Genomic DNA, 24,184 nt, shown 5'->3' on the forward strand with positions numbered 1-24,184 from the left:
ATATTATCCTGGTCCGAAAGTTACGGCTTTATCGGAAATTACGGTGAGGCGCTTCATCTTCCATAAACAAATTAAGGTATAAGACAGCCATAAAATGGCCAGGTGAACCAGCGCCGGCGCCCTGTCGCTTATGTCCGCGCCCTGCTGTACGATGCCCTGATAAAGTTCCAGGAAGGGCGTGGTGGGCAGCAGGGCGGAAAAGGCTTTTAAAGCAGGCGGCAGCTTCTCCAGCGGCCAGGTATAACCTGTTACCAGGAAAAAAGGATAGGTAGAAAATGCCATGATCTGTGTGCAGAGCAGTTGCGAACGGAACATCCACCCTATAAAAAGCCCCATGGGAATTAGGGTGAGCAGGAAAAGCAACATTACAACAGCCAGCTGCCAGCCACTGCCGCGCATATCGATATGCAGGATGTTAAAGTTCACCTGCGTAAAAAAGAACGCATAACAGCAGAAGAGTACCAGGTAAAACAAACCCTTTCCCCAAAGGGCAGCAGATATGTTGTAACCGGCAGACTGCATCAGCCCGTTAAATGTACCGCGCCCCCTTTCGGCAGCCGCTCCTCCTGAAATGCCTATCAATAAAGTCTGTTGAAGAATTAATGCCAGTAAACCCGGCAGCAGAAAGGCCCCATAGCTTGCCTGCTCATTAAACAGCGGCCGGTAATCGAGAATAACAGGTTGTGTTTCCTGCATAGCCATTTCATTATTCAGGCCGCCCATCTGGCTATATTTTAATCTTACGCCTGCACCCACAGTAAGTCCCACCCGCGTAATGGCCGCCAGTAAATCGCTGGAGGGCAGGAAACGGGCGGCGTTAAGCGCCACCACCATATGTGCCTGCTGCATCGACATCACCTTTCGTTCCATGCCCTTTTCGATGTATAGAAGTCCCTGGCTTACGCCCGCTTTAATGTTCTCCTGTGCCGTTTGCAGGTCGGGCACATAAGTGATCTGTACCATCTGCGTAAGTCCGATCTGTTCCACCAGTTGTCGTGAAAGTGCCGAACGGTCGTCATCTACCACCGATAAAGGAACTTTTTCTTCCAGTTTATAAGAATAAATGCTGCCATAGAAAAAGGCGTACAGCAGCGGGGCTATAAGCAGCGTAAGCAGCAGGCTATGGTCGGTAGCTACTAGTTTGACCTCGCGGAGCAGTACCCGTATGATATTACTTAGCGGCATAGGCAGGCTGTCGTTTAAATTGAAGGCGTAAAAAGAATACCGCGACGAAGAACGTGAAGCCGATAAAGAGCATCAGTTTAGTGATTTCCGGAAATGCGTAATGCAGTGGTAATTGCATAAAATGAACTTTAAAGAACGCATCCAGGAAAAAGGTGTAGGGCATCAGGTTCGCATAATACTGATCGTACCATGGCATTGCCCAGCGTGGGAACGTGAAACCGCTGAATACGAAAGCGGGCGAGGTGTAAAAGAGCGCTACGTCACATGCCAGCATTACATCTTTTGCCAGTACCGAAATCATTAACCCGATGCCTATGCATGCCAGGACAAGGAAATTAAAGAGGATGAACAGGTTGAAAGTGCTGCCTGTCCGGTTAAGTCCAAATATCGGGAATACGATACCCGCCACCAGCACAAAATTGATCCAGGCAACACCCAGGTGCGCGAGCGTTTTACCGGCAATCACAGCGCCTGCATTATCGTTCGCCAGTCTTCTTAATTCTTGCATGGTGCCATCCTTCCATTCTATGTTGATGAGCAACACCGCCACCATAATGATCATCATTTGCAGGGCCACCGTTACTAATCCCGGCACGAGGTATTGCTGGTAGTTATAATCGGGATTGTAAAGCGGGTAGGTTACCATCTGCACCGGCATCACCAGTGCCATAGCCTTTGCAGCCGGCATACCTGTTTTGATCAGCTTTTGCAGTATCACACCCGAGCCGGCAGTAATAATCACCTGGACGGCATCTTTATAAATCAGTTTGCCTGGCACCAGCGAGGCGGTGTTGGTATAAAGCGTAATGCGCACTGGGTGGTGGCTTTTGATATCGCTTTCCATACCCTTGGCGAAGTGTATGGCGCCAAGAATATGGCCTTCACGCACCTGTTGCCTGAGCTCCGTAATGCTCTGCACCTGTTGGGTGATGTGAATACTTTCGGCCTGTTCGAGCATAAACGTCAACTGCCGCGAAAGTGGGCCACGATCTTCATCCCAGATCGCCACCGGCAGATCGGCGATTTTCTGTTCGCGGTAAATGTTGGCGTAAAAGAAAAAAAGCAGCGGGGGCAACACTACCAGTACGAGGTAGTATTCCGGCCGCGAGAAAATGCGTTTCCATTCGCGCCAAGTGATCTGGAAAATCGCTTTCATCATGGTATCAGGGCGGCTGTCATTCCTGCACGCAAACCGCTGATAGCGTTCAGGTTTTGTGGGGTAACTTCAATGGTGAATGTCCTGAGTTCGAAGCTGCCTTTTTCTTTCGCAGGTACCCAGTTAGCATATTCCAGTGCGGGTGCTACGCTACTTACTTCCGCATCAAACTGTTCGGGTTCGCAGCCTGGTATTTGCAGTCGTACTTTGGTGCCAGGCGTCAGTTTGGCCGCTTTATCCTGCCGTATGTTAAACCTGGCCATAAACGAATTGTTTTTCTGAAGGGTCATCATCGGATAACCGATCGATACGATTTCACCTTCATGAATGATGAGAGAAGAAATGATACCATCGGCAGGAGCGTAGATGCGGGTATTATCGGTTAATGCCTTTGTCAGTTCGTAACCCTGCTCGGCCTGGCGCAGTATAGCAGTAGCGGTTTGCAGCAGTTCGGGTTGTGTTCCTTTCTCCAACATTTGCTGGTTGAGGCGGGCGATTTCCATTTCCTTTCTGGCCGCCTGGTACTTAAAGTGAATCAGGTCGCGCTCCGTGCCGGATACAACACTGTCCTGGTAAAGGCTTTCCAGCCGTTCGTAGGTTTTCCTGGCGAGGTCGTACTGGTCCTGCGCGATCTTATAAATGTTACCGGCCGATTGTACCATCTCTGGCCTGGCACCTTTCTGTAACAGCTTTAACTGGCCCTGTGCGGCGTCGATGGCGGCGCGGGCCTGTTCGCGTACGGCATTGATCTCGGTGGTCCTTAAAACCCCTAAAAGCTGGCCTTTATGCACCGTGTCGCCCTGGTGTACCAGCAGCGAATCGAGGCGACCGGGAAATTCAGCGGCTACATCTATGTAAGCAGCATCTACCATACCCAGTGGCAGCTCGTTGTTTGGGCGGTTGCCGCGTATGAGGAATAACAATGCAGCCAGCAGTATTACGACGGGGATGAGCAATGCCCAGTATTGTTTCAGAAAATCTTTCATTGTATAACAGATGCAATTTTTTCAGGCGTTCCGATAATGTTGTAATATTCGGCCAGTGCCAGGTAGTAGCCCAGCACGGCGGTGTAATATGTTTTTCCTATTTCTTCTTCTACCAGTAATGATTCGTTTACGTCTTTTACGGACGAGAGTTCTTCTTTCACTCTTTGTTGTATAAGACTGGTAGATGTTTGCGCCTGCACACGCGCCATGTTAAGTACTTCAATATCTTTTTCAAGGGCAGTTACTTTGTTATGAGCCATGGCCGCACCCGCCTGCAAAAGGTATTTGGTGTTCTCTGCGGCCAGCCGCGCTTCTTCCACCAATTGCTCGGTGGCTTTCCGTTTCCGGTAGTTGGAAAGGCCGCTGAAGATGGTCCATTGAGCCTCTACACCCACGAGCCACGGTGGAATGGTGACGGGTAAGTCGTTCTGGTACAGGTTAAGGCTGGCAATGCCGAATATGTTGGGCATCGATAATGACTTGCTGGCTTTCACGGCCGATTCGGCCAGTGCCGTTTTACTGTTGATCGATTTGTAGGTAGCGTTCTGTAACCAGAAGTTGTCAGTAACAGTTACAGCCGATTTGACTGCATAGCGAAGCGTGTCATTTATTTCAAGTGCTGAGTCCTGCGGCAACTGCAACAGTCGCCGCATTTCGATGAGCGCATTTGTTTTTTCCAGTTCCTGGTTGTGTTGCCGGGTAATGGCCTGGGCCAAAGCCACCGTAGCCCAGTTCCGGAGGTAGGGCGGTATTAACTCCTGCTTCACCATAGCGGCCGCGTACTGTTCGTTTTTGCTCATCGCTTCTACAATAGCAGCCTGTGACCTCAAAATTGTATTTAGGTAAAGGATGCGGATGTAAGTGGCCGCCACCAGGAAGTCCAGCTCCTTTTGCACCAGTTCTACATTCACCACGCCCGATTCGTAGGTGGCCTTCGCAATATCGCGTGCCGTGTTGAGTTTGCCGCCAAGGTAAATTGGCTGGCGTAAGCCCAGTGCCGCTGTAAAGTATTGTTGTTTGCTAAGGGGAGGGTTATAGTTTGGGTAGATGCCGTTAATAGCATCTTTGGAGATTTGCTGTATACGGTCCCGTACATTCTGGGGCATATCATTGCCGGTGATCTCTTTGAAAACTTCGCCTGCAGCGGCTGTACTTTGGGCGGAGGAGCCGTTAACGATGCCATTCCGTACTGTTTGCAGGTTTATTTCCAGCGGTTTGCCAAGGTAATTATAGCCGGCCAGCAGGTCGAGTTTAGGAAGATAACTTACTTCTTCGGCCCTGAGCTGGTATTGCCGGGCAGTGAGTGAACGACGCGCCTGTTCTATACTGATATTACGCTCGCGCGCTAGCCGTAAACATTCATCCAGCCGGGTGCCCGGCTGCGCAACAAGCTGCGAAGAGCAAAGAGATAAAAAGAAAAGGTGGCGGGTCAGTAAGCTTAACTTCATTCGTTTGTCCGGTTGTTTTAAAGGATATTTCTTACAACACAGGAAGCGGCTTTTTGTTAAGGATAAAAATTTGTTGACAAATAAATTAGCAAAAATGCTAAATTTGTTAGTATGAATAGATCCGGACATGCAGACCTTCCTTTACATTATGGCCACGTCCCAAAATGGCTGGCCGAACGAATGACCGCGTTGGGCGGGGCTATTGTAGAGGCGATCGTGATGGATTACGGAAAGTCCGCCGTACTGCAGCGCCTTAGTGATCCCTGCTGGTTTCAGGCGTTAGGTTGTGTAATGGGAATGGATTGGCATTCTTCCGGGATCACCACCTCGGTAATGGGCGCGCTCAAAAGGGCGATTAACCCAATGTCCGGGGCGCTGGGCATTTATGTATGTGGCGGCCGCGGAACGCATTCGCGTAAAACACCGGAGGAACTGCTTCGGCTTGGCGACAGAAATGGCATAGACGGTAAGGCCATGGTGCATCATAGCCGGTTGGCGGCCAAAGTAGATAATACAGCTATCCAGGATGGTTTCCAGTTGTATCTCCATAACTTTATTGTAACAGACGAAGGGGAGTGGGCGGTGGTGCAGCAGGGCATGAACGAGCAATCCCGTATGGCCCGGCGTTATCACTGGCATGCGCCGATGGTCAGGTCTTTTGTAGATGCGCCGCATGCAGGCATCTACGGCCCGAACCAGGGGATGATCATGAACCTGGTACATCAGCAGGCGGATGTAACGCGTAACAGTATCGTAAACATGGTGCAGCGCGATCCTTCACAGATATTACCGGTATACCGGGAGCTGGTAATGCCTGATCACCACGAAGTAAGGGCGAAGGACGTGCAACTGAAACGCCTGGGCGCTGTACTAGCGTTGGCTTACGAGCGGCCGCCTGAAGATTTTGAAAGCCTGCTGCTGCTCGAAGGGGTAGGACCGCGCACCCTGCAATCTTTAACGCTGGTGAGCGAGGTAATTCATGGTACCCCATCCCGTTTTACAGACCCTGCCCGCTTTTCATTTGCGCATGGTGGTAAAGACGGTCATCCTTTTCCCGTACCTGTTAACGTATACGACGAAACTATCGGTATCCTTAAAGGCGCTGTCTACAAAGCCAAAATCGGCCAGCAGGACAAACACGATGCTATTCGTAAATTATCTGATTTCGCAGCCTCACTGGAGAAAGATTTCGAACCTAATAACCAGTTCGATGAATGGGTACAGCACGAGCGTGATACATCTTACCTGTACGGCGGGCGTACGGTTATGGGAAAAGCGAAGGCTCCGGTGAAGGAGGATGTGCAGTTGAAGTTGTTTTAGAATGAATGATGGTGTTCTTATCTTACCGGGTGGTTGCTGCTGTGCGGGATAAAAAAATCCCTGTCCATTAAAACGAACAGGGATTTTGTATGATGATGTTATGAAACTTAAGCCAATGCATCAAATAAAATCTCTACCGGGTGCAAAGCATGTTTGCCCGTTCCATCTTTTATCTGGTGCCTGCAACTGGTGCCCGGCGCGGCAATCAGTGTATCTTCACTGGCATTACGTACAGCAGGGAACAACACCATTTCACCTATCTGCATAGAAAGGTCATAGTGTTCTTTCTCGTACCCGAAGGAGCCTGCCATGCCACAGCAGCCGGAAGGGATGACCTCTACGCTGTAGTTTTCAGGCAGGGAGAGTATTTTTTTACTGTGCAAAACCGACGAGAGGGACTTTTGCTGGCAATGGCCGTGGAGTTTTACCTTACGTGGCTCGCGGGAGAACATATCTTTATGTATATGTCCCTGTTCTGCCTCTATAGAAAGGAATTCGTCAACCATGTATACGTTACGTGCCAGTAGTTTCGCCGTTTCACGTAATTCTGCGCTTACCAGGTCAGGGTATTCGTCGCGGAAGCTCAGAATGGCGGACGGTTCTACACCTAGTAACGGTATATCGTTGGTGATGATATCTTTAAACAACCGCACATTTTTCTCTGCAATGGTGCGGGCTTTGCGCAGCATACCTTTAGACATATAAGCGCGGGCGCTTTCGGGGTGTTCGGTCATCACTACGGTGTACCCAAGTTTCCGGAGAAGCTCCACTGCTTTTATACCAATGTGCGTATCGTTGAAGTTCGTGAACTCGTCGCAGAAAATATAAACCGTCTTTTTCCCGCCGCCGTGCTGGCCGAGTGTGGGTTTGTTTTTATCAAACCATTTCCTCCAGGTTGTATCCTGTAACGTAGGCATAGAGCGGTTGGCCGCAAAGCCGGCAATACGTTTAATAAGGCCGCTGGTAACTTTGGTGTTCACCATCCAGTTGTACACGCCTGGTGCAATAGCCGCCAGGTTGTTCATCATCGCGTAATTGCCGATCAGGCGGTTGCGGAAGGGCACGCCGTTGGCATCATAATAATGCTGGAGGAACTCCATTTTCAGTTTGGCCATATCTACGTTAGACGGGCACTCTGATTTACAGCCTTTGCAGGCAAGGCAGAGGTCGAGTACTTCGTAAATTTCTTTATGATCAAACTTGTTTTCTTTGGTGGAATTCGTGAGGAACTCGCGGAGGATGTTCGCCCGGGCGCGTGTGGTATCCTTCTCATCGCGTGTGGCCATGTAGCTGGGGCACATGGTACCGCCGCTCAGCTGCGTTTTACGGCAGTCGCCAGACCCGTTACATTGTTCGGCGTGCTGTAAAAGCGTCTGGTCGGGAAAGTGAAAGATGGTTTTAAGGTTTGGTGCGGGTTTGTCGGGCTCGTAACGCAGCATACTGTTCATAGACGGGGTGTCCACGATTTTATGCGGGTTAAAGATGTTTTCCGGGTCCCATGTATATTTCAGGGTCCGCATCAGCTGGTAGTTCTTTTCGCCCACCATCTGGCGGATAAACTCGCCGCGCAGGCGGCCATCGCCATGTTCGCCGCTCAGGGAGCCCTGGAATTTCTTCACGAGGGTGGCAATTTCCTCCGCAATCTTCCTGAACAACATATTGCCTTCGGCAGTTTTCAGGTTGATGATAGGCCTCAGGTGTATTTCACCGCTACCTGCATGGGCATAGTGAACAGAGTAAAGGCCATATTTTTTGAGGATCTCATTAAACTCAGCAATATACGCTGGCAGGTCTTCCACATCTACCGCAGTATCCTCAATTACCGGAACGGCCTTTTCATCGCCGGGCAGGTTACTTAACAGGCCAAGGCCGGCTTTACGCAACGTCCATATCTTCTTGGTATCCTCGCCGAACAGGAGGGGGAAGTGATAACCCAGTCCTGCCGCTTCCATCGCCTGTTGCATTTGCGAGGCAATGGCTTCAATTTCTTCGCGGGTATTGCGGCAAAACTCCACCACCAGTATGGCGCCTGGGTCACCTTTTACGAAAAAGCGGTTCTTACGTTGTTCAATATTATCCTTGGTACACTCCAGGATGAAGTGGTCAATCAGTTCACTGGCGCTGGGTTTAAAGCGCATCGCGATAATATTTGCCCGCAGCGATTCGTCGATCGTATTAAAATGTACGCACATCAGGCCCGCTTCTTTAGGGGGGATGGGCGATACGTTCAGTTTTATTTCAGTAAGGAAAGCCAGGGTACCTTCGGAGCCGGCAATCAGTTTGCAAAAGTTGAAGTCCTCGGCACCCAGTGTAAACGGAGCTGTTTCCAGCAGCATATCTACCGCATAACCGGTATTTCTGCGAAGGATGCTCTTACGGGGAAATTCGCGGCGGATCTCGTCCTGGTTAGAAGTATTACTTAATAATCCGCGGATTTGTTTATACACCGTGGTTTCCATGGAGTTATCGTTCGCTTCACACTTCGCGTGGAACTCATCGATGTTCATGCTTTTGAAGTGCGCTTCAGAGCCATCACTCAAAAGGGCTTTTACTTCCAGCAGGTGTTCGCGTGTGCTGCCGTATACAACAGAATTGGAGCCACAGGAGTTATTGCCCACCATGCCGCCGATCATGGCCCGGTTGGCGGTGGAAGTTTCCGGGCCGAAATAAAGACCATGAGGTTTCAGGAACATGTTCAGCTCATCGCGGATTACGCCGGGCTGCACGCGTACCCAATGTTCTTCTTTATTGAGTTCCAGTATTTTAGTGAATTTCTTGGACACATCCACGATAATGCCGTTACCCACTACCTGTCCGGCCAGCGAGGTGCCAGCGGTACGGGGAATCAGGGATGTCTTTTCGCGGCGCGCAAAGGCGATCAGCTTTTTAATGTCGCTAGTATTTTCGGGGATGGCCACGGCCAGGGGCATTTCGCGATAGGCGGAAGCATCCGTGGCATAGAGCGTCCTTGTAGTAAGGTCATCGTAAAAGGTCCCGTCCAGTTGGCTGGCCAGTTCCTGCAGTTTTTCACGCTTCATCATGTCGTCCGTACAATTGTGAGAAGGCGAAATTATAATGTTAATCCCGAAATGTGAAACGATTACTAAAATAAGGTATTACCGTTCACAAATGCGGGCTTTTGCAGCTTCAGGCCGCAGGCTGCGTTCAGTTTGTCCACCATATAAACGGTCAGCTCAGGCGAAAAGGCCTCGTCGTGCATGTGCATAAAGAAATAAAGTTCTTTTAGCCCATGGTCCAGCCAGAATTTAATGCGGTTAATCCAGTCGTCGATACGGGTATAGTCTGTCGGGTGTAAACTGTTACCTACGTATCGGATAAATGCTCCGCTGGTGGGCAGGTGCATATGACAAACATCGCGGCGGCCGGCCGTATCGGTAATTACTGCGCCCACGTTGAGTTCGCGCAGCGTACCGAAGAGTTCTTTGCTTATCGCAGCATCAGCAAACCATTCGGGATGCCTTACTTCCAGGTAAAAACTGAGGTCTTTGGGCAGGGAGTCGAGGTATTTAAAAAGGTTGTCTTTACGGTTGGGGCTGTATTTATCGCTTACCTGCAGAAAAATCGGTCCCAGCTGGTCTTCCAGTGCCATTACTCCCTCCAGGAATGCAGTGGTTTGTACATCGGCGTTCACCAGGGTGCTATAGTGGCTGATCGACTGCGGCACTTTCGGGCAAAACTTAAAGTTCTTACCCTTTGCCTTTTCTCCCCATTTCCGGATATCGGCGGGGGAGTAGATTTTATAATGTGTGGCGTTAAGTTCTATACTATTATAATGGTGTACGTACTGTTCCAGGAAGTCTTTTTCCTTGGTGCCTTTGGGATAGATTTTCCCTATCCATTCCTTACGGCCCCATTTAGCACAGCCAAGGTAGATTTCCGGCTTCTTTACGGGTTTGCCTTTCAGTACCTGTTTGTTAAACAGCGGTTCTGCAGACAGTTTGAAGTCAATTTCATCGAGCAGGGTTTCGTCTACGCGTCCAAAATCCATAATGCGGTGTTTTATGACTGCAATTTAGGGATTGAGGTTGATAATACGTCATCGGGGCAAGGCATCCGGCAGCTGCCAGTTGGCTGCCGGGTATCGACAGCAGGCATCCGGGTATGAGCACTAACACTACCGCACCGCTACTGTCAACAGGGCGCAGACAGGGGCGGTGCGGTATAAAATACTAGTATTTAAAGAAGGCAGTATCTGTAGCGTGGAGCTCCGGATGTCCGGGGAAATCGACTATAGCTATCAGTTTATTGATCTTCTTTCCTGTAATTTCATATTTCTGCTGGTCTATCCTGTCGACTTTGGGCGTGCCTCCGTTTAACTGCGCTGTTCTGCGAAGTTTAGCAGGCAACCTATTCATGCTGCTGATAACCGGGTAGTTGTAAATAGCGTAAAACTCGGAGAGGTAAGTATTCACAAATACCCATGGGCTAACGCTATATTCATCGGAGTAGGCTTCAATGTCCCAGGTGTATTTATGCTGGCCATCCAGCGTTACGACACGGGTAATGAGGTTCTGGGCATTGTACTGATACGTGGAGGTGCCCCTGTGTTTAGTACCGGCTTCATTAATTACATAGAACTTTTGTTCCGCTACCTGGCCCTTGCTGTTATAGGTATATTCCAGGGAGTACGAAGTGCCAGGTATGGTTTCGACCTGTTTGATGTGCATTTTAATTACCCGGTTATTATTGTCGTACGTGTAGAGTGTGGTGTGCAGGGAGCCTACATAACCCGTCTTCACCAGCTTTTTATCCTGGTAATCGAAAAAGGTTTCCTGGCCGGCACTGCCGTTCTCGTAAATAATTGTTTTGATTGAACTGTCTGTATTATAGGTTAGCCACCCATTAATGCCAGATTTGTATTCGATCTTTTTTAAGAGGAACTGCGGGGCAGTTTGTACGGGATGGGGCTTTGATGGTGTTTGTCCTTCTTCCTTTTTGCAGGATGTGATTGTTAGTACCAGCAGGCATGCAGCTTTTAAATAACCATGTTTCATGTTAAATAGGTTTAAAATGTTAGCGCTGCATGGTCGAAAGAAGGCCGTTTACCAGTGTCGGGGCTGGGGTGTTTATATATATGAAACGAGGGGGAGGAAGGAATGTTACATTACGAAAAATTTAAATTCTGATACTTGCGCCTTAAGGGCTCGTTCATAACCCAGGCACTCAATGATATCTTTATTCCGCATCTGGTTGGCGATAATAATATCACTATTGCCTGCATTCCTAACCATGCCTGTTAGCGAAATGTAATCCTGTGTTCGGGTAAAATATGTCCAGCCCTTGGTAATTCTTGCAAACATATAGTTGCTTTACTGAACTACATTTAGATAATTGAATGAGCTCATTCTTTCTGTAGCTGTTGTAACCCGTGCCCGGCCCCATGTAAAGGCGCGCCGCTATCTTATTTTAAACATTTAAAAAATTCAAACCCATGAGAATTGTATCAAGATTGCTCATCGTATTCCTGTGCGCTACCCTGTCCGTTTCCGCAAAGGCCGGAAACCGCACCATTTTCGAATTGATTCCTCAGCTTAACCAGGTACAGCACACATTTGGAGGTGCTACCTACACTACTTACTACAAAAGCTTTACATCTTCCAACACAGTACCCATCGTTGGCGGTACTATTACCGGTAGCTATACTGCGGCCGTAACGGTGGTGAATTATGGAACTTATGGAGGTATATCGACGATCTCGATATCACCACGCACATTCTATTATACTGGTTCAACTACGGCATTTTACCCTTACGGCACCAGTTATATTTCCCAATACTACGCTACGGAAACAGGCGATTGCTGGGTGAAAGATTCTGCTAACAATAACCTGTTCCAGTTCAATTTTACGCTGTGGACAAGCATCAACGGGGTTATTGTAAATCCTAACATCACCAGCACATTTACCATTAATTCGGTATCATACGTTCCTTAACGTCTTTATTTATCATATCAAACAGGGGCTGCTTCGCTAACGGGGCAGCCCCTGTGCGTTTGTATTCTTTCGCTTTTAGTAAGTCTATTACACATTCTGGTTTGGTAACTGGGCTTTAACGACTTAAATTGCTCTTAAATAAGTAAGGGCTTTTTGGCAAGCCCTTTGTTTTATGGATTTTCCTCTTTAACTTATATCATTCTCAATCATAGGCATGGAAATATTACACGTTAGCGCGGAATGTTACCCGGTAGCAAAAGTCGGCGGACTAGCCGATGTCGTAGGGGCGTTGCCCAAATATCAACATGATGAAGGTCATGTGGCCAAGGTGGTGATGCCGGCTTACAGGAACAAATTCCTTAGCGAAAACTCCTTTGAACTTGTTCACCAGGCAGGCATGTGGCTGGGTCACGACTGGTACCACTTCAATGTTCTTAAGGAAACGGAGAATGTACTGGGGTTCGACCTGTACCTGGTAGACATACCCGGGCTGCTTGACAAAGAAGGGGTTTACGGTCATTACAACGATACAGAACGTTTCCTGGGCTTCCAGGTGGCCGTTTGCGATTGGGTGAACGAATGGCAACACCAGCCCGACGTGATGCATTGCCATGATCATCATACGGGCATGATCCCCTTTTTGCTGAAATATGGATACAAATACTCCCGGCTGGCCACTACGCCTACCGTGCTTACTATTCATAATGCGCAATACCAGGGGCAGTTTGGATGGGATAAATTGTACCTGCTGCCCTCATTCGACTTGTGGAAAGTGGGTATGCTGGACTGGAACGGGGCTATCAATCCATTGGCCGCTGCTATCAAATGCGCCTGGAGAGTAACCACCGTATCGCCCAGTTATATGCAGGAACTGCTGTCTAATGCCAACGGGCTGGAAGCACTGCTTAACTATGAGGTGGGCAAAACCTCGGGTATACTAAACGGAATTGATACAAAGGTTTGGGACCCTTCCTCAGACCCGATGCTGGACGTTAACTACACGGCTACCACGGTTGAAAAAGGCAAAAAGGAAACGAAACTGCGTTTATGCGAAAAGTTTAACCTGGACCCCGCACTGCCGCTAATCATTTTTATTGGCAGGCTTGTTGATGATAAAGGCGCCGATCTGCTGCCAGAAATCATCGGCCGTTCTCTCCACGAAACGGGGAACAAAGTGAGTTTCCTGGTACTGGGCAGCGGCGATAAGCATATTGAATGGAGATTGGAACAGACGCGGAATTTCGCCCCCTCCGGACTGGCGCTCTACATTGGCTACAATGAAGCGCTGGCGCACCAGTTGTACGCCGGGGCTGACTTCCTGCTGATGCCTTCGAGGGTAGAACCCTGTGGGCTGAACCAGATGTATGCCCTCCGATACGGCACCATCCCGATGGTGCGTGTTACAGGTGGGCTCAAAGATACCGTAATCGATTATGGTGATAAGGGTGGTTTCGGTATCCGATTTGTACATGCCTCGATATGGGATACTTGCCATGCGGTAAGAAGAGCATTAGAATTATTTGAAAACAGGACCACGTTTAACAGGATCAGAAAAACGATACTCAAACTCGATCACTCCTGGAACAAGTCCGCGCAGGAATACATAGATCTCTACACCAGTCTTAAAAGTTAAAGTATGTCGAACCAGGTTATTTCAGTTATTCTCGGCGGTGGAGCCGGAACACGTTTGTATCCCCTCACCCGCAAACGCTCGAAACCGGCAGTACCGGTTGGAGGCAAATACCGTTTGGTGGATATTCCTATTTCCAACTGTCTCAACGCAGACCTGCACCGCATATTTGTGCTTACGCAGTTCAACTCGGCGTCACTGAACAAACACATCAAAAACACTTACTACTTCTCCAACTTCAGTAAAGCCTTCGTAGATATTCTGGCGGCGGAACAAACCCCGGATAATCCTACCTGGTATCAGGGAACGGCTGATGCGGTGCGCCAAAGCCTGCACCACCTGGAAAACTTCGATTTTGAGTATGTACTCATCCTTTCGGGCGACCAGCTTTACCAGATGGACTTCTGCGAGATGATAGACCATCACATTGCACAGGGGGCTGATATCTCTATCGCTACCATCCCTGTTAATGCCAAAGATGCTACGGACTTCGGTATTCTTAAAACAGACGACAAGGGATTCATTACTTCGTTCATCGAAAAGCCTAAAACGGGCCTCGAAGATTGGACTTCGCCGGTAAGCGACGAAATGGATGCACTAGGTCGCAAATACCTGGCCTCGATGGGGATTTATATTTTCAACCGTAAACTGCTGTTCGATCTGCTGTTGCAGGACCAGGCCGGTGCGGCAGACTTCGGTAAGGAAATACTTCCTTATTCCATCAACCACCATAAAGTACTTAGTTTCCAATACACCGGCTACTGGACTGATATCGGTAACATCGGATCGTTCTTCGAAGCTAACCTGGGCCTTACGGACGAAATTCCACAATTCAACCTGTTTGATGAAACGCAAACCATCTTCTCCCGCGCCCGTATGCTGCCACCGGCCAAGGTATCGGTAGCCAGCATGGAACGTACGCTCATTTCCGATGGTTGCATTGTGCAGGCCACCAAACTCGAGCGCTGTGTGCTTGGTATCCGCTCTCGTATTGGTAAAGGGACTATCGTAACCAATACGTATATTATGGGTAACGACTTTTTCCAGACGCTGGAGGAAATTGCGGCCTTTAAGGAGAAGGGCGTACCGCCGATCGGTATCGGGGAAAATTGTGAGATCAATAACGCGATTATCGATAAAAACGCCTGCATCGGCAACAACGTACGCATCAATGGTGGCGACCATATGACAGACGGGGAGTTTGAAAAATACACTGTGAAAGATGGCATTGTAGTTGTGAAGAAAGGGTCGGTATTGCCGGATGGGTTCACTATTTAGGCAATCCCAACCGAATGCATCACCAATAGTAATGGTTTATAAAATCCAAACCGGAATAAGGTGACCAGATTGGTTTAAAAGTTGAAGGATTTTAAAACAGTAGCTTATGAGACTCTCCATAGAGCGCCAGAGTACCAAGATTTACCCTGACATGAAACGTGTAGTTGCACGTTTCTTCTATAACGGCGAACCAAGGGCTAAAGGAATTATTCAGCAGGTGTTAGATATGACAGATGCGGAAGCAGACATTATCATAACGCCCATCCTGAGGGAGTTCTCGAAACGGCACCGTAATATTACACGCATCTTCGAACGACATTGCGATAAACTTAAGAACCTCTTTACTTCAATGAAGATCGATATGAGCAGCCTGTCGTACAAACGCCGGCTGCTCATCGGATCTTACTTCACCAATGAATACTCCATAGAATCTGCCGCTTTTTTCAATCCTTCCATCGTGGAAGATGTTGACCAGAGCGGGCTGGAAGAAGGGGAAAAGCGGGTGATCATCAGCTTTCGTGCCGTAGGGGAAGGGCACGTGTCGTCCATCGTATTCCGGCGCGGTCTGATCGATAAAAACAATATTGTTTCCTTTGTTCCTTCGGGTAGTTATGTGGATGAACCGGATATTATACGCAACTCCATCTACCAGAAAAGCATTTTTTTCCAGAACGCTGTTTCGATCAAACTGCCCGATGCAGTAATGAAGGAAGTGCAGGACAAATTGCCCGATAACTTCGAGTACGTTGCCCTCAAGCAAGTGATCCGTGAAATGCAGCAGCGCTACCAGATTGATCATTTGCTGAAGAAAGGCCTCGAACGCCTGTTGTGGCTGGCGGATTCCTACTATGAGATCAATTTTTCGCTTGATACAGATATTTCGGACCGTGTAATTTTTCCTTATTCAGACGCTGAAAGCCGTGGTATTGAAGACGCACGTTTCGTAAGGTATACGAATGAAAAAGGAGAGGTACGCTTTTATGCTACGTACACAGCTTTCGATGGTATCACCATTCAGCCAAAACTGCTGGAAACACGTGATTTCTATCATTTCAACATTATGCCCCTTTATGGTGAGGGCGCTGCGAATAAGAACCTGGCGCTGTTCCCGAGAAAGATAAACGGCAAATATGCTATGTTGTCGCGCATAGACGGAATTAACAACTATATCATGTACTCCGATAAGATCAATATCTGGGAAAAGCCGCAGATATTGCAAACGCCCCGTTACCCGTGGGAATTTGTGCAGATAGGCAACTGCGGTTCGCCCATCGAAACGGAGGAGGGGTGGTTGCTGATCACTCACGGTGTTGGTCCAATGCGCACATACTGCATTGGCGCCAGCCTGTTCGACCTCGATAATCCGCAGAAAGAAATTGGTCGCCTGCGGCAGCCGCTGATATTACCTAATAAAGATGAAAGGGAAGGGTATGTGCCCAATGTGCTGTATTCATGCGGTTCTATGGTGAACAACGATGTGCTTATCATCCCGTACGGCCTGTCCGACTATGCTTCGGGTTTTGCTAATGTTCCCCTAAGTAAATTGCTGAATAAGATTAAAGAGGATGGCCTTGGATAGTGATAGATAGCATTTTTGTCTGACTAAAAACGATTTCATGATAAAACAATAGCCGGCTGAACTTACTCAGCCGGCTATTGTTTCTTTCAGTCAATGTATATTAATGGCTCAACATCTGCTCATAAACAGTGATATAGTCTTCCACCATTTTCTCGCGACTAAACTTCTGCACGGCATGCTCCCGGCAGTTGCTGCGCGGTAGGTTGCTGAGCATGGCTACTTTTTCAACCGCTTCCTGTTCGGAGTTAACGAGGTAACCCGTGCTGCCATCTATAATTAGTTCTTCCATTGAACCACGCTTGTAAGCAATTACAGGCGTACCGCACATCATGGCTTCCGCCACGCTAAGTCCAAATGGTTCGTCGAAGTGGATAGGGTGCAGTAGGGCTTTCGCATTACCCAGTAGTTTATTGCGTACCTCCGGTCCTGCAGGACCAACGTATTGCACCTGCCCGTCATCAATGAACGGCTCTACCTGCTCGCGGAAATAAGCCTCATCCTGCACAATGCCAGCTATTATGATCTGGTGCCCGCTTGCTTTCGCTATCCGGATCGCATCGGCTGTGCCTTTATGCGGATGGATGCGACCGAAATAAAGCAGGTAATCACCGTCTGGCTGCGAAGTAAAACTGAACTGGGAGGTGTCGAGCCCATTATACACCGTTGCTGCATAATGCAGCGACGGGTGGCGATCACTATTACTGATAGATACGTAGTGATTGCTGTTGTTAAAACGCTGGTAAACAGGGATTATCTTTTCTGAGGAAAAGCCATGTATCGTGGTTACCATGGGTGTTTTAATAAAGGGAGTATAGGTGAGGGGCAGAAAGTCGAAATGGTTGTGAAGAATGTCGAACTCGCGGGCATGCTGCATAAAGTAACTGATATGCATACACTCCAGCACTTTCGCGTCCTGGCTTCGATCTTCTTCATAACCTTTCGGGCAAATGGAACGTAATGTTCCGTTAGTCTGGGAATCACCGGTGGCGAAGAGGCTTACTTCAAACCCTCTTGCCACCAGCCCTTCCGCAACATTGGAGGCTACCTGTTCCCAGGGTCCGTAATGTTGCGGAGGGGTGCGCCAGGCTACCGGCGCAAGTATGGCTATTTTCATCTATTATTTCGCTTAACTGATTTTACTGCTTAACACGCTGGTAGAAATAAGCGTGGTTTGCACCGGCTTCTCCTGTCTTATTACATCTGCTTCTTTTAATACAGCCAGATGGGAGATAAGGTATGCCAGCGTACTTTCCGCGCCCTGGTTGCGATTTATGCTGCCTTGCTGAAGGCCATCGCAGCAACCATGCGTTTCACTATCGTACAGGGGCACACGCAGTGAGTTGTCGCCTAGGAACCAGCGGTAAGCGGTATACATTTTTTCAAGATGATGACGCTCTTTGCTTACCTCGTAAGCCTGTTGGTACAATAGTACCATTGCCATGGTTTCTATCGCCTGCTGGTCGTACTTCGGACTGCATTTGCCAGGCTGGTGCCAGCCATCGTTTCCAACTGGTGTAAGGTGCCCGTCACACATAGTAATTTCTTCCAGGAAGGCAAGTGTTTTCATTGCTACGTCGTATGTTCTTTCATCACCGGTAACTTCGTAGGCATGTAATAATGCCAGCGGAAGTATACCATTATCGTAACTCATATTGTATTCGAACCACTGCCAGTCTTTGGTGCTGTTCTGTTCAAAACCTGCCAGCAGCGGCTCTATTAGTACGTTTAACAGTTTGAACATGCCTTCGTCGGTAGGGTGGTAAGCCAGGTAATGGCTAACGCCGATGGCTGCATTGGCGCGACCACGCATATGTTCAAGTGTGGCAAAGTGCTGGGTGCTGCGCTGGAACAATTCCTGTGCAAATTCGCGGTAGGAGTTGTTAGGCGCGTAACGAACCAGGTACCCCAGAGCCCACACTGTACGTCCAAAGCTATCTTCGGAACCTATTTCGTCTAAGTATTGCCTGCTAAAGCTCAGGAAGTTGCGGAAGTTCCCGTCCTCCCGTTGCATATATTGTATGAAGCTCAGGTAGGTGGTGATGAGGTCCATTGATTCTTTAGGACGGCGGTACTGTTGCGCCATCAGCATCATCATCAATGCCCTTGAGTTATCATCGAGGCAATAGCCCTCTTTCAGATTAGGAATACCGAATTTCGCGTGTTGTACAATACCGGTGTTATCGGTAAGGCGGCGTACATGCGAAAGGTTTAATGGTGTTAAGTTCGATACGTCGGGTACAGGTTTAGTGTTTACAACGGTAGGGCGGGGAGTGGCCAATATTTTACGCGCCATCTGGCGGTAACGGGCGCCCATCTGCGACCATTGCAGCTGCCTGCCGTAAGCGGCCGCTGTGAACTTCAATTGTTTCAGTTCGGCAGGGTTGTCCAGCAAACTGTTCATGGTATTTGCCAGTTCGTTACTGTTCTTGAAGTCGAATAATTTTCCACGCCCATCTGCCAGTAATTCCTTTGCATACCAATATGGAGTAGAAAGTACAGCAGAACCTGCGCCCAGCGCATAAGTAAGGGTGCCACTGGTGATTTGCGCCTCGTTTAAGTACGGCGTAACGTAGATGTCGCACTGCGTGAGGTACGCAAATAATTCCTGCTCTGATAAAAAGTGGTTTAGAAATATCACATGATTTTCCAATTGAAGGTCTTCTACCATCTTTTCCAGGCTCTCCCTGTATTCCTCACCCGCATGCCTTACTACCGCAGGGTGGGTAGTACCCGCCACAACGTACAACACTTCGGGGTGTTTGGCAATCACTTTGGGCATGGCCTGTATCACGGTTTCTATGCCCTTATTACGGCTCAATAACCCAAAGGTGAATACCAGTTTGCGCTTCCACGTATTGGAAACAAGGTATTGCTGCGGATTGGTCAGTTCGGAGAAGTCGGGTACCCCATGTTCGATCAATGATATTTTGTCGGACGATACGCCGTAGATATTACTGAGGAAGTCGATGGCCAATTGGCTCATCACCACTATCTTAGATGCACGCTGTGCGATCTCGCGTATAATGGATTTTTGTATGAATGAAGGTTCTTTCAGAACAGTGTGGAAGGTAACGATGAAGGGAATTTCAAGCGCATGCAGCAACGGCAGCAGGTAAACGCCGTTGTCGCCGCCAAAAATGCCGAATTCATGTTGAACAATGCAGATATCCGCGCCGCTCTGGTTAATGAAACGGGCCGCTTCATGATAGTCTTCCAGCTGATGCTGGCGTATTACATGTTCTACCTCTTTAGGATAATCGTAAACCTGTTCGCTGTCGTTGATCGCAATAACAGATACTTCCTGTTTCTTACCTTCCTCTTTAGGACTGTTTGTCATGGACTGCACCAGGTGCCTGGTAAATGTGGCAATCCCGCATTCTCTTGGCGGATACGAGGCTATGTACGCTATCTTCATATAATTAAGGTTTTTTTTACTAGTTGTGCCAGAAAAAAGTTTTCAAAAGGGGGCAGGCTCTCGCTTCTCAGATGAAAGTGAATTATTCAAAAAGCCAGCCATTTATTTATTTATAATACGTTCGGGGCCAGGATGTGAATAGTGTAGGTCAGGAGTAAAAAGTAACCGATAAACAGCGGATTGGCACGGTTAAACCAAAAAGTGGGCGTTCCACCATCAAATTCCCTAAATTCGTGCATTCAATTTTTGACCACAAGCGCAATTATGAAGCAGGGCGTTCATCATATCCCTTACCGGGAAACAGGTTTTTTCAGCCAGTTAGTTATCGATTTTCTGTCGGAGCATCCATCAGTCAGGCCTTTTTATCAGTATTCTCCTGTTAAACCGGATTATGAGGGGGCGATACGAGCGAAAAGTACACAGCCGCTGGATAGAGAGTTATTAGTGCGGGCGCTGGAGGAACAATATACAGCTTTAAATCCGGAAGAGACGGTTAAAAATAATATCAGGCTGCTCGGCCAGAGCAATACATTCAGCATTTGCACCGCGCATCAGCCTAATATTTTCACCGGTTACCTGTACTTCGTATATAAAATTCTGCAAACTGTTAAATTGGCGGCTGACCTAAAGCAACAGTTCCCGGAAAAGAACTTTGTACCTGTTTACTATATGGGCAGCGAAGATGCTGACCTCGACGAGTTGGGCAGTATTTATCTTGATGATAAAAAACTTACCTGGAACACGGGCCAGCAGGGGGCCGTTGGTCGCATGAATACCAAAGGGCTGGAAGTAATCACGGAAGAAATCGTTAAAAAGCTGAGTTTTGCGCCTTTCGGCGAAGAAGTCAAAGAGATACTTGAAACGGCTTACGGTCAGCACGATACCATTCAGCAGGCGACACTTTACCTCGTTAACCGGCTTTTCGGCCGTTATGGCCTCGTGGTGCTAATTCCCGACACGCCGCTGTTTAAGAAACAGATTAAACATATTCTTAAAGAAGAACTCTGGCAACAATCCTCTCATAAAATTGTTTCGGGCACTACCGAGGAAATATTACAGCATCACAAAGTGCAGGCTTCGCCCAGGGAGATAAATTTATTCTACCTGCAGGAAAATTCCAGGGAACGTATCGTGAAAGATGGGGAATTGTGGAAAGTGTTGCACACTCCGTTGGTGTTCGACGAACAGGGTTTAAAAGCTGAAATCGAGCAGCACCCGGAACGTTTTAGTCCCAATGTGATCTTACGTGGTATTCTGCAGGAAACTATACTGCCCAACGTTGCCTTCATTGGCGGTGGTGGCGAAATCGCTTACTGGATTGAGTTAAAGGCCCTGTTCGAGCATTACAGCGTACCCTATCCCATTTTGTTACTGCGTAATTCTTTTTTATGGGTGGATAAATTTTCTTCAGAACGTCTACAGAAACTGAATATCTCCATCACGGAATTTTTCCAGGAAACAGAACTATTGATCAACAGTTACGTGCATAAAAACACGAATAATAACCTGGTGCTGAAAAAGGAATATGAGGATATTGAGATACTGTTCGCACAACTCGAAACGAAAGCGAAGAGTATAGACGTAACGCTGGTGGCCTCTGTAAATGCCGAACTTAAACGGGCGATGAAATCGCTCGGTAAGGTGGAGCATAAATTCCTGCGTGCTGAGAAGAAGAAGTTTGAATGGCAAACGGAGCAAATACGGCAGCTGAAAGCTCGTTTATTCCCCTCAAATTCTTTGCAGGAGCGTCGCGAGAACTTCCTGCCTTACTATGCACAATTCGGCCCGGCCTTTTTCGACCGTTTACTGGAAGCCATGACGCCCGTAACCGATCAGTTTTGCGTGATAGCCGAGGCGTGAACCGCCGCTTTTTTCATGTCTTTTAGTACCGAGTAAATCGCGTGCAGCTGGTCGCGTACGTGTTTTATTTCCAGCATTTCCTCGCGGGCAGGTGTGTGACCTTGTCCCTGGTTAATCTGTTCCTGGCGAAGCGCTACCACATTGTCCAGGTGCGATTCCAGTTCCTGGAAAGCGCCCAGCTTCGGCATGTCTTCCAGGTGTTCGCCGGTTTTCATGAAATGTTCTACCTGGTCGATGATGGTGGTAATATATTGAGCGATGCCCGCATATTCAGGCCGCTGGTATTTAATCTGGTGCTGCAACGCATAGTGCGCCAACTGAGCGATGTGGGATGATAGGGAATGACTTAATACCACGAAATGATACACTTCTGAACCGTTCTTCTGTTTGTTTTTCGGCTCCGATAACATTCGCTGGAAAGCCGCCATCAGGTTGGCTGTACTTACATGCACATCTTTCCTTGATAATTTATAATCTGTAAGCGAAAAATCCTGTGCGGTATACAACTTCATGATCTGCTCAAAATATTGCCGGTTGGTGTGCAGCATTTTAAACATATAGTCGGGCAGGAACTTGTACTCCCAGCTTGGCCAGAAGATGTAATTATAGGTAAACGCAATGGCTCCGCCAATGAGCGTGTCCAGCACACGCTGGCTGATGTTTTGAAAGTCGGCAGGGTAGAGGTAATGTAGCAGGAATACGATAAATGGTGTTGTAAAAACCACGCTCACCGTATAGTTGTAAGTCATAAAGCTGTACGAGCCGATAATGCAGATAAGCATAATGACGAATATGGCCGTTGGGTTTTGCGTAACAAACAGTACGCCTACCGCGAACAAAGCCCCTATGATGGTGCCTATCATACGCTGATAACTGCGCGATTTGGTAAGGCTGAAGCCCGGTTTCATGATCACTACGATGGTCAGTAGTATCCAGTAAGTACGGCTGATGTCCAGCGCGTGGCCAAGCAGGTAGCCTGTTACAATGGCCAGGCTGGTGCGTACGCCGTGGCGGAATAAGTGCGAGTTGAAAGACAGGTTGTTGCGGAATGTTTCGAAATCGTAACGCTGGCGTGTCGTGAATTTAGCCAACTCCAGCTGCGGATCTATTTCTTCGTCTTTCACCCTTTCGAGCCTGGTAAGGCGGTGCAGGTTGTAAATACGCTGGGCAATGTGCTGCAGGTTGTCGACAATGTTGTTCAGCGGTATTAATCTTACACTTCGTTCTTTCAGGGTGGGAATGGTGGCGCCGATCGCCCGTATTTCCTTCTCCAGTTTTCCTATTTCCAGCTTTAGGTTCATTTTGGGCAGCGACCGTTGTCCTGAAGCAACTGACATACCGATCGATTCGAGTTCCTCGGTTACCTGTAAAATGGTGTTGTGCAATTGGGTGAGCAGGGGCGTGCCTTTCAGGCTCTTCTGGAGTGATGTGTAATCGATCTGGGAGGCCATAATTTCTTCCTGCATATCCACCATATGCAGGAAGATAAGCACCATGCTTTTACTGATACTCGTAGTGCCTTGTTGCGCAGAACGCATTTTCAGTAATAATTCGCGCACAGCCTCCTGCCGTTCGTTTACCAGTACCTGCTGCGACAGTACGGCTTTATAATTTTCGGTGATATCAATGTCATCTTTATAGAAATTAGCCCTTAACCGCAGGTAATCTGCCGTTTCCTGTATACAATCGCCCAGGGTTTGCTGAATGGTGAGATAGGGCCGTATTTGCCATAATAACAAGGCCAGCAGCGAATACCAGATACAACCGGATAATACGAGGAAAGAGGCTTCCAGTGCCTTCGCCATCGGAAACTGCTCGCCAATGGTCGATACCATGACCAGTAAACAGCCAATACCAATATTGCCGCCGCGGTTGCCATATACCAGCAACATGGCGTAAAAAAAGCTGCAAATGGCCACCCATCCGGTAGTGAGCCAGGGGTTAGTGCTTACAATGCCTGTTACCAGGGCAGTAATGAAAATTAAACCCGTACTAATGAGCAGCCCATTCCGTTTATGGATGATGGTGCCGGGTATATCGGCCAGGGCTGTACATAATGCGCCCATGGAAATGGAAATGCCCACATCCAGCCGTCCCTGTGCTGCGAAAATAACCGAAGGTACCACCACACTCAGGGAAACGCGCAGGCCATTACTGAAATGATAACTGTAGAGAAATGCCTTTACTTCTTTGAGCCAACGTTCTGTCTGCAAACGAATGAAATTGATTTATTTACAAAGGTACAATTAACTGACTATCCGCAAGCGTCAAATGCTGTGCCTGTTATAGGGAGCGTTGTATTTTTTCGCTGTTGCTCAGTTGATTAAGCAGCCATGGCCAACGCTTATCAACAACTGTGTATAAATAAACGGGG

Annotated in this window: 16 protein-coding genes; 6 read left to right on the plus strand and 10 right to left on the minus strand. The window is 48.2% G+C overall.

Annotation, left to right across the window (positions count from 1 at the left end):
• Positions 1-3: 3 nt before the first annotated feature.
• The 4 genes from QZT80_RS26440 to QZT80_RS26455 are packed head-to-tail and all read right to left on the minus strand — an operon-like array spanning position 4 to position 4,775.
• Positions 4-1,185 (minus strand): ABC transporter permease, encoded by a 1,182-nt coding sequence (locus QZT80_RS26440; RefSeq protein ID WP_295129361.1) that lies wholly within the window; start codon positions 1,183-1,185, stop codon positions 4-6.
• Positions 1,172-2,344 carry an ABC transporter permease gene (locus QZT80_RS26445; RefSeq protein ID WP_295129363.1) on the minus strand — a complete coding sequence of 391 codons (1,173 nt, stop codon included), beginning with the start codon at positions 2,342-2,344 and terminating at the stop codon, positions 1,172-1,174. Before QZT80_RS26445 ends, QZT80_RS26440 begins: the two co-directional genes overlap by 14 nt.
• A complete protein-coding gene (locus tag QZT80_RS26450) occupies positions 2,341-3,327 on the minus strand; it encodes an efflux RND transporter periplasmic adaptor subunit (RefSeq protein WP_295129365.1) in 987 nt (328 codons plus the stop codon). Before QZT80_RS26450 ends, QZT80_RS26445 begins: the two co-directional genes overlap by 4 nt.
• Positions 3,324-4,775, minus strand: coding sequence for a TolC family protein (locus QZT80_RS26455; RefSeq protein ID WP_295129367.1), 1,452 nt, complete (start codon positions 4,773-4,775; stop codon positions 3,324-3,326). Before QZT80_RS26455 ends, QZT80_RS26450 begins: the two co-directional genes overlap by 4 nt.
• 111 nt (positions 4,776-4,886) lie before the next feature.
• Here QZT80_RS26455 and QZT80_RS26460 point away from each other — a divergent pair, with 111 nt between their 5' ends.
• Positions 4,887-6,095, plus strand: coding sequence for a DUF763 domain-containing protein (locus tag QZT80_RS26460; protein WP_295129369.1), 1,209 nt, complete (start codon positions 4,887-4,889; stop codon positions 6,093-6,095).
• 107 nt (positions 6,096-6,202) lie between these two features.
• On the opposite strand, the gene QZT80_RS26465 is transcribed toward QZT80_RS26460, so the two are convergent.
• The 3 genes from QZT80_RS26465 to QZT80_RS26475 all read right to left on the minus strand — a co-directional run bounded on the left by QZT80_RS26465 (position 6,203) and on the right by QZT80_RS26475 (position 11,110).
• Positions 6,203-9,136 carry an FAD-binding and (Fe-S)-binding domain-containing protein gene (locus QZT80_RS26465; protein WP_295129371.1) on the minus strand — a complete coding sequence of 978 codons (2,934 nt, stop codon included), beginning with the start codon at positions 9,134-9,136 and terminating at the stop codon, positions 6,203-6,205.
• Positions 9,137-9,198: 62 nt separating this feature from the next.
• The gene (locus tag QZT80_RS26470; protein WP_295129373.1) at positions 9,199-10,104 is read right to left on the minus strand and encodes a DUF72 domain-containing protein; all 906 of its coding nucleotides are present in this window, start codon (positions 10,102-10,104) and stop codon (positions 9,199-9,201) included.
• Between the two features lie 181 nt (positions 10,105-10,285).
• On the minus strand, positions 10,286-11,110 hold the full coding sequence (locus QZT80_RS26475; RefSeq protein ID WP_295129375.1) for a hypothetical protein: 825 nt from the start codon (positions 11,108-11,110) through the stop codon (positions 10,286-10,288).
• 437 nt (positions 11,111-11,547) lie between these two features.
• On the opposite strand from QZT80_RS26475, the gene QZT80_RS26480 reads away from it, so the two are divergent.
• The 4 genes from QZT80_RS26480 (at position 11,548) to QZT80_RS26495 (ending at position 16,535) form a co-directional block, all read left to right on the plus strand.
• Entirely contained in the window at positions 11,548-12,048 is a 501-nt protein-coding gene (locus QZT80_RS26480) for a hypothetical protein (protein ID WP_295129377.1), read from the plus strand.
• 214 nt (positions 12,049-12,262) lie between these two features.
• Positions 12,263-13,681, plus strand: coding sequence for a glycogen synthase (locus QZT80_RS26485; protein WP_295129379.1), 1,419 nt, complete (start codon positions 12,263-12,265; stop codon positions 13,679-13,681).
• Between the two features lie 3 nt (positions 13,682-13,684).
• A complete protein-coding gene (locus tag QZT80_RS26490) occupies positions 13,685-14,956 on the plus strand; it encodes a glucose-1-phosphate adenylyltransferase (RefSeq protein WP_295129381.1) in 1,272 nt (423 codons plus the stop codon).
• Positions 14,957-15,062: 106 nt separating this feature from the next.
• The gene (locus QZT80_RS26495; RefSeq protein WP_295129383.1) at positions 15,063-16,535 is read left to right on the plus strand and encodes a glycoside hydrolase family 130 protein; all 1,473 of its coding nucleotides are present in this window, start codon (positions 15,063-15,065) and stop codon (positions 16,533-16,535) included.
• Positions 16,536-16,635: 100 nt separating this feature from the next.
• Here the strand turns inward: QZT80_RS26495 and QZT80_RS26500 are convergent, their stop codons facing one another.
• Both QZT80_RS26500 and QZT80_RS26505 read right to left on the minus strand, forming a co-directional pair.
• Positions 16,636-17,649, minus strand: a complete 1,014-nt coding sequence (locus QZT80_RS26500; RefSeq protein WP_295129385.1) for a glycosyltransferase family 4 protein — start codon at positions 17,647-17,649, stop codon at positions 16,636-16,638.
• Between the two features lie 12 nt (positions 17,650-17,661).
• Positions 17,662-19,950: a glycosyltransferase gene (locus tag QZT80_RS26505; protein WP_295129387.1), complete on the minus strand. Its 2,289-nt coding sequence runs from the start codon at positions 19,948-19,950 to the stop codon at positions 17,662-17,664.
• 246 nt (positions 19,951-20,196) lie between these two features.
• Here QZT80_RS26505 and bshC point away from each other — a divergent pair, with 246 nt between their 5' ends.
• Entirely contained in the window at positions 20,197-21,810 is a 1,614-nt protein-coding gene (gene bshC / locus QZT80_RS26510) for a bacillithiol biosynthesis cysteine-adding enzyme BshC (protein WP_295129389.1), read from the plus strand.
• On the opposite strand, the gene QZT80_RS26515 is transcribed toward bshC, so the two are convergent.
• Complete coding sequence (locus QZT80_RS26515) at positions 21,783-24,023, minus strand: FUSC family membrane protein (RefSeq protein WP_295129391.1); 2,241 nt, start codon at positions 24,021-24,023, stop codon at positions 21,783-21,785. The two genes, bshC and QZT80_RS26515, sit on opposite strands and share 28 nt — an antisense overlap.
• Positions 24,024-24,184: the final 161 nt, after the last annotated feature.

This window comes from uncultured Chitinophaga sp., assembly GCF_902168175.1.
Taxonomy (GTDB): Bacteria; Bacteroidota; Bacteroidia; order Chitinophagales; family Chitinophagaceae; genus Chitinophaga.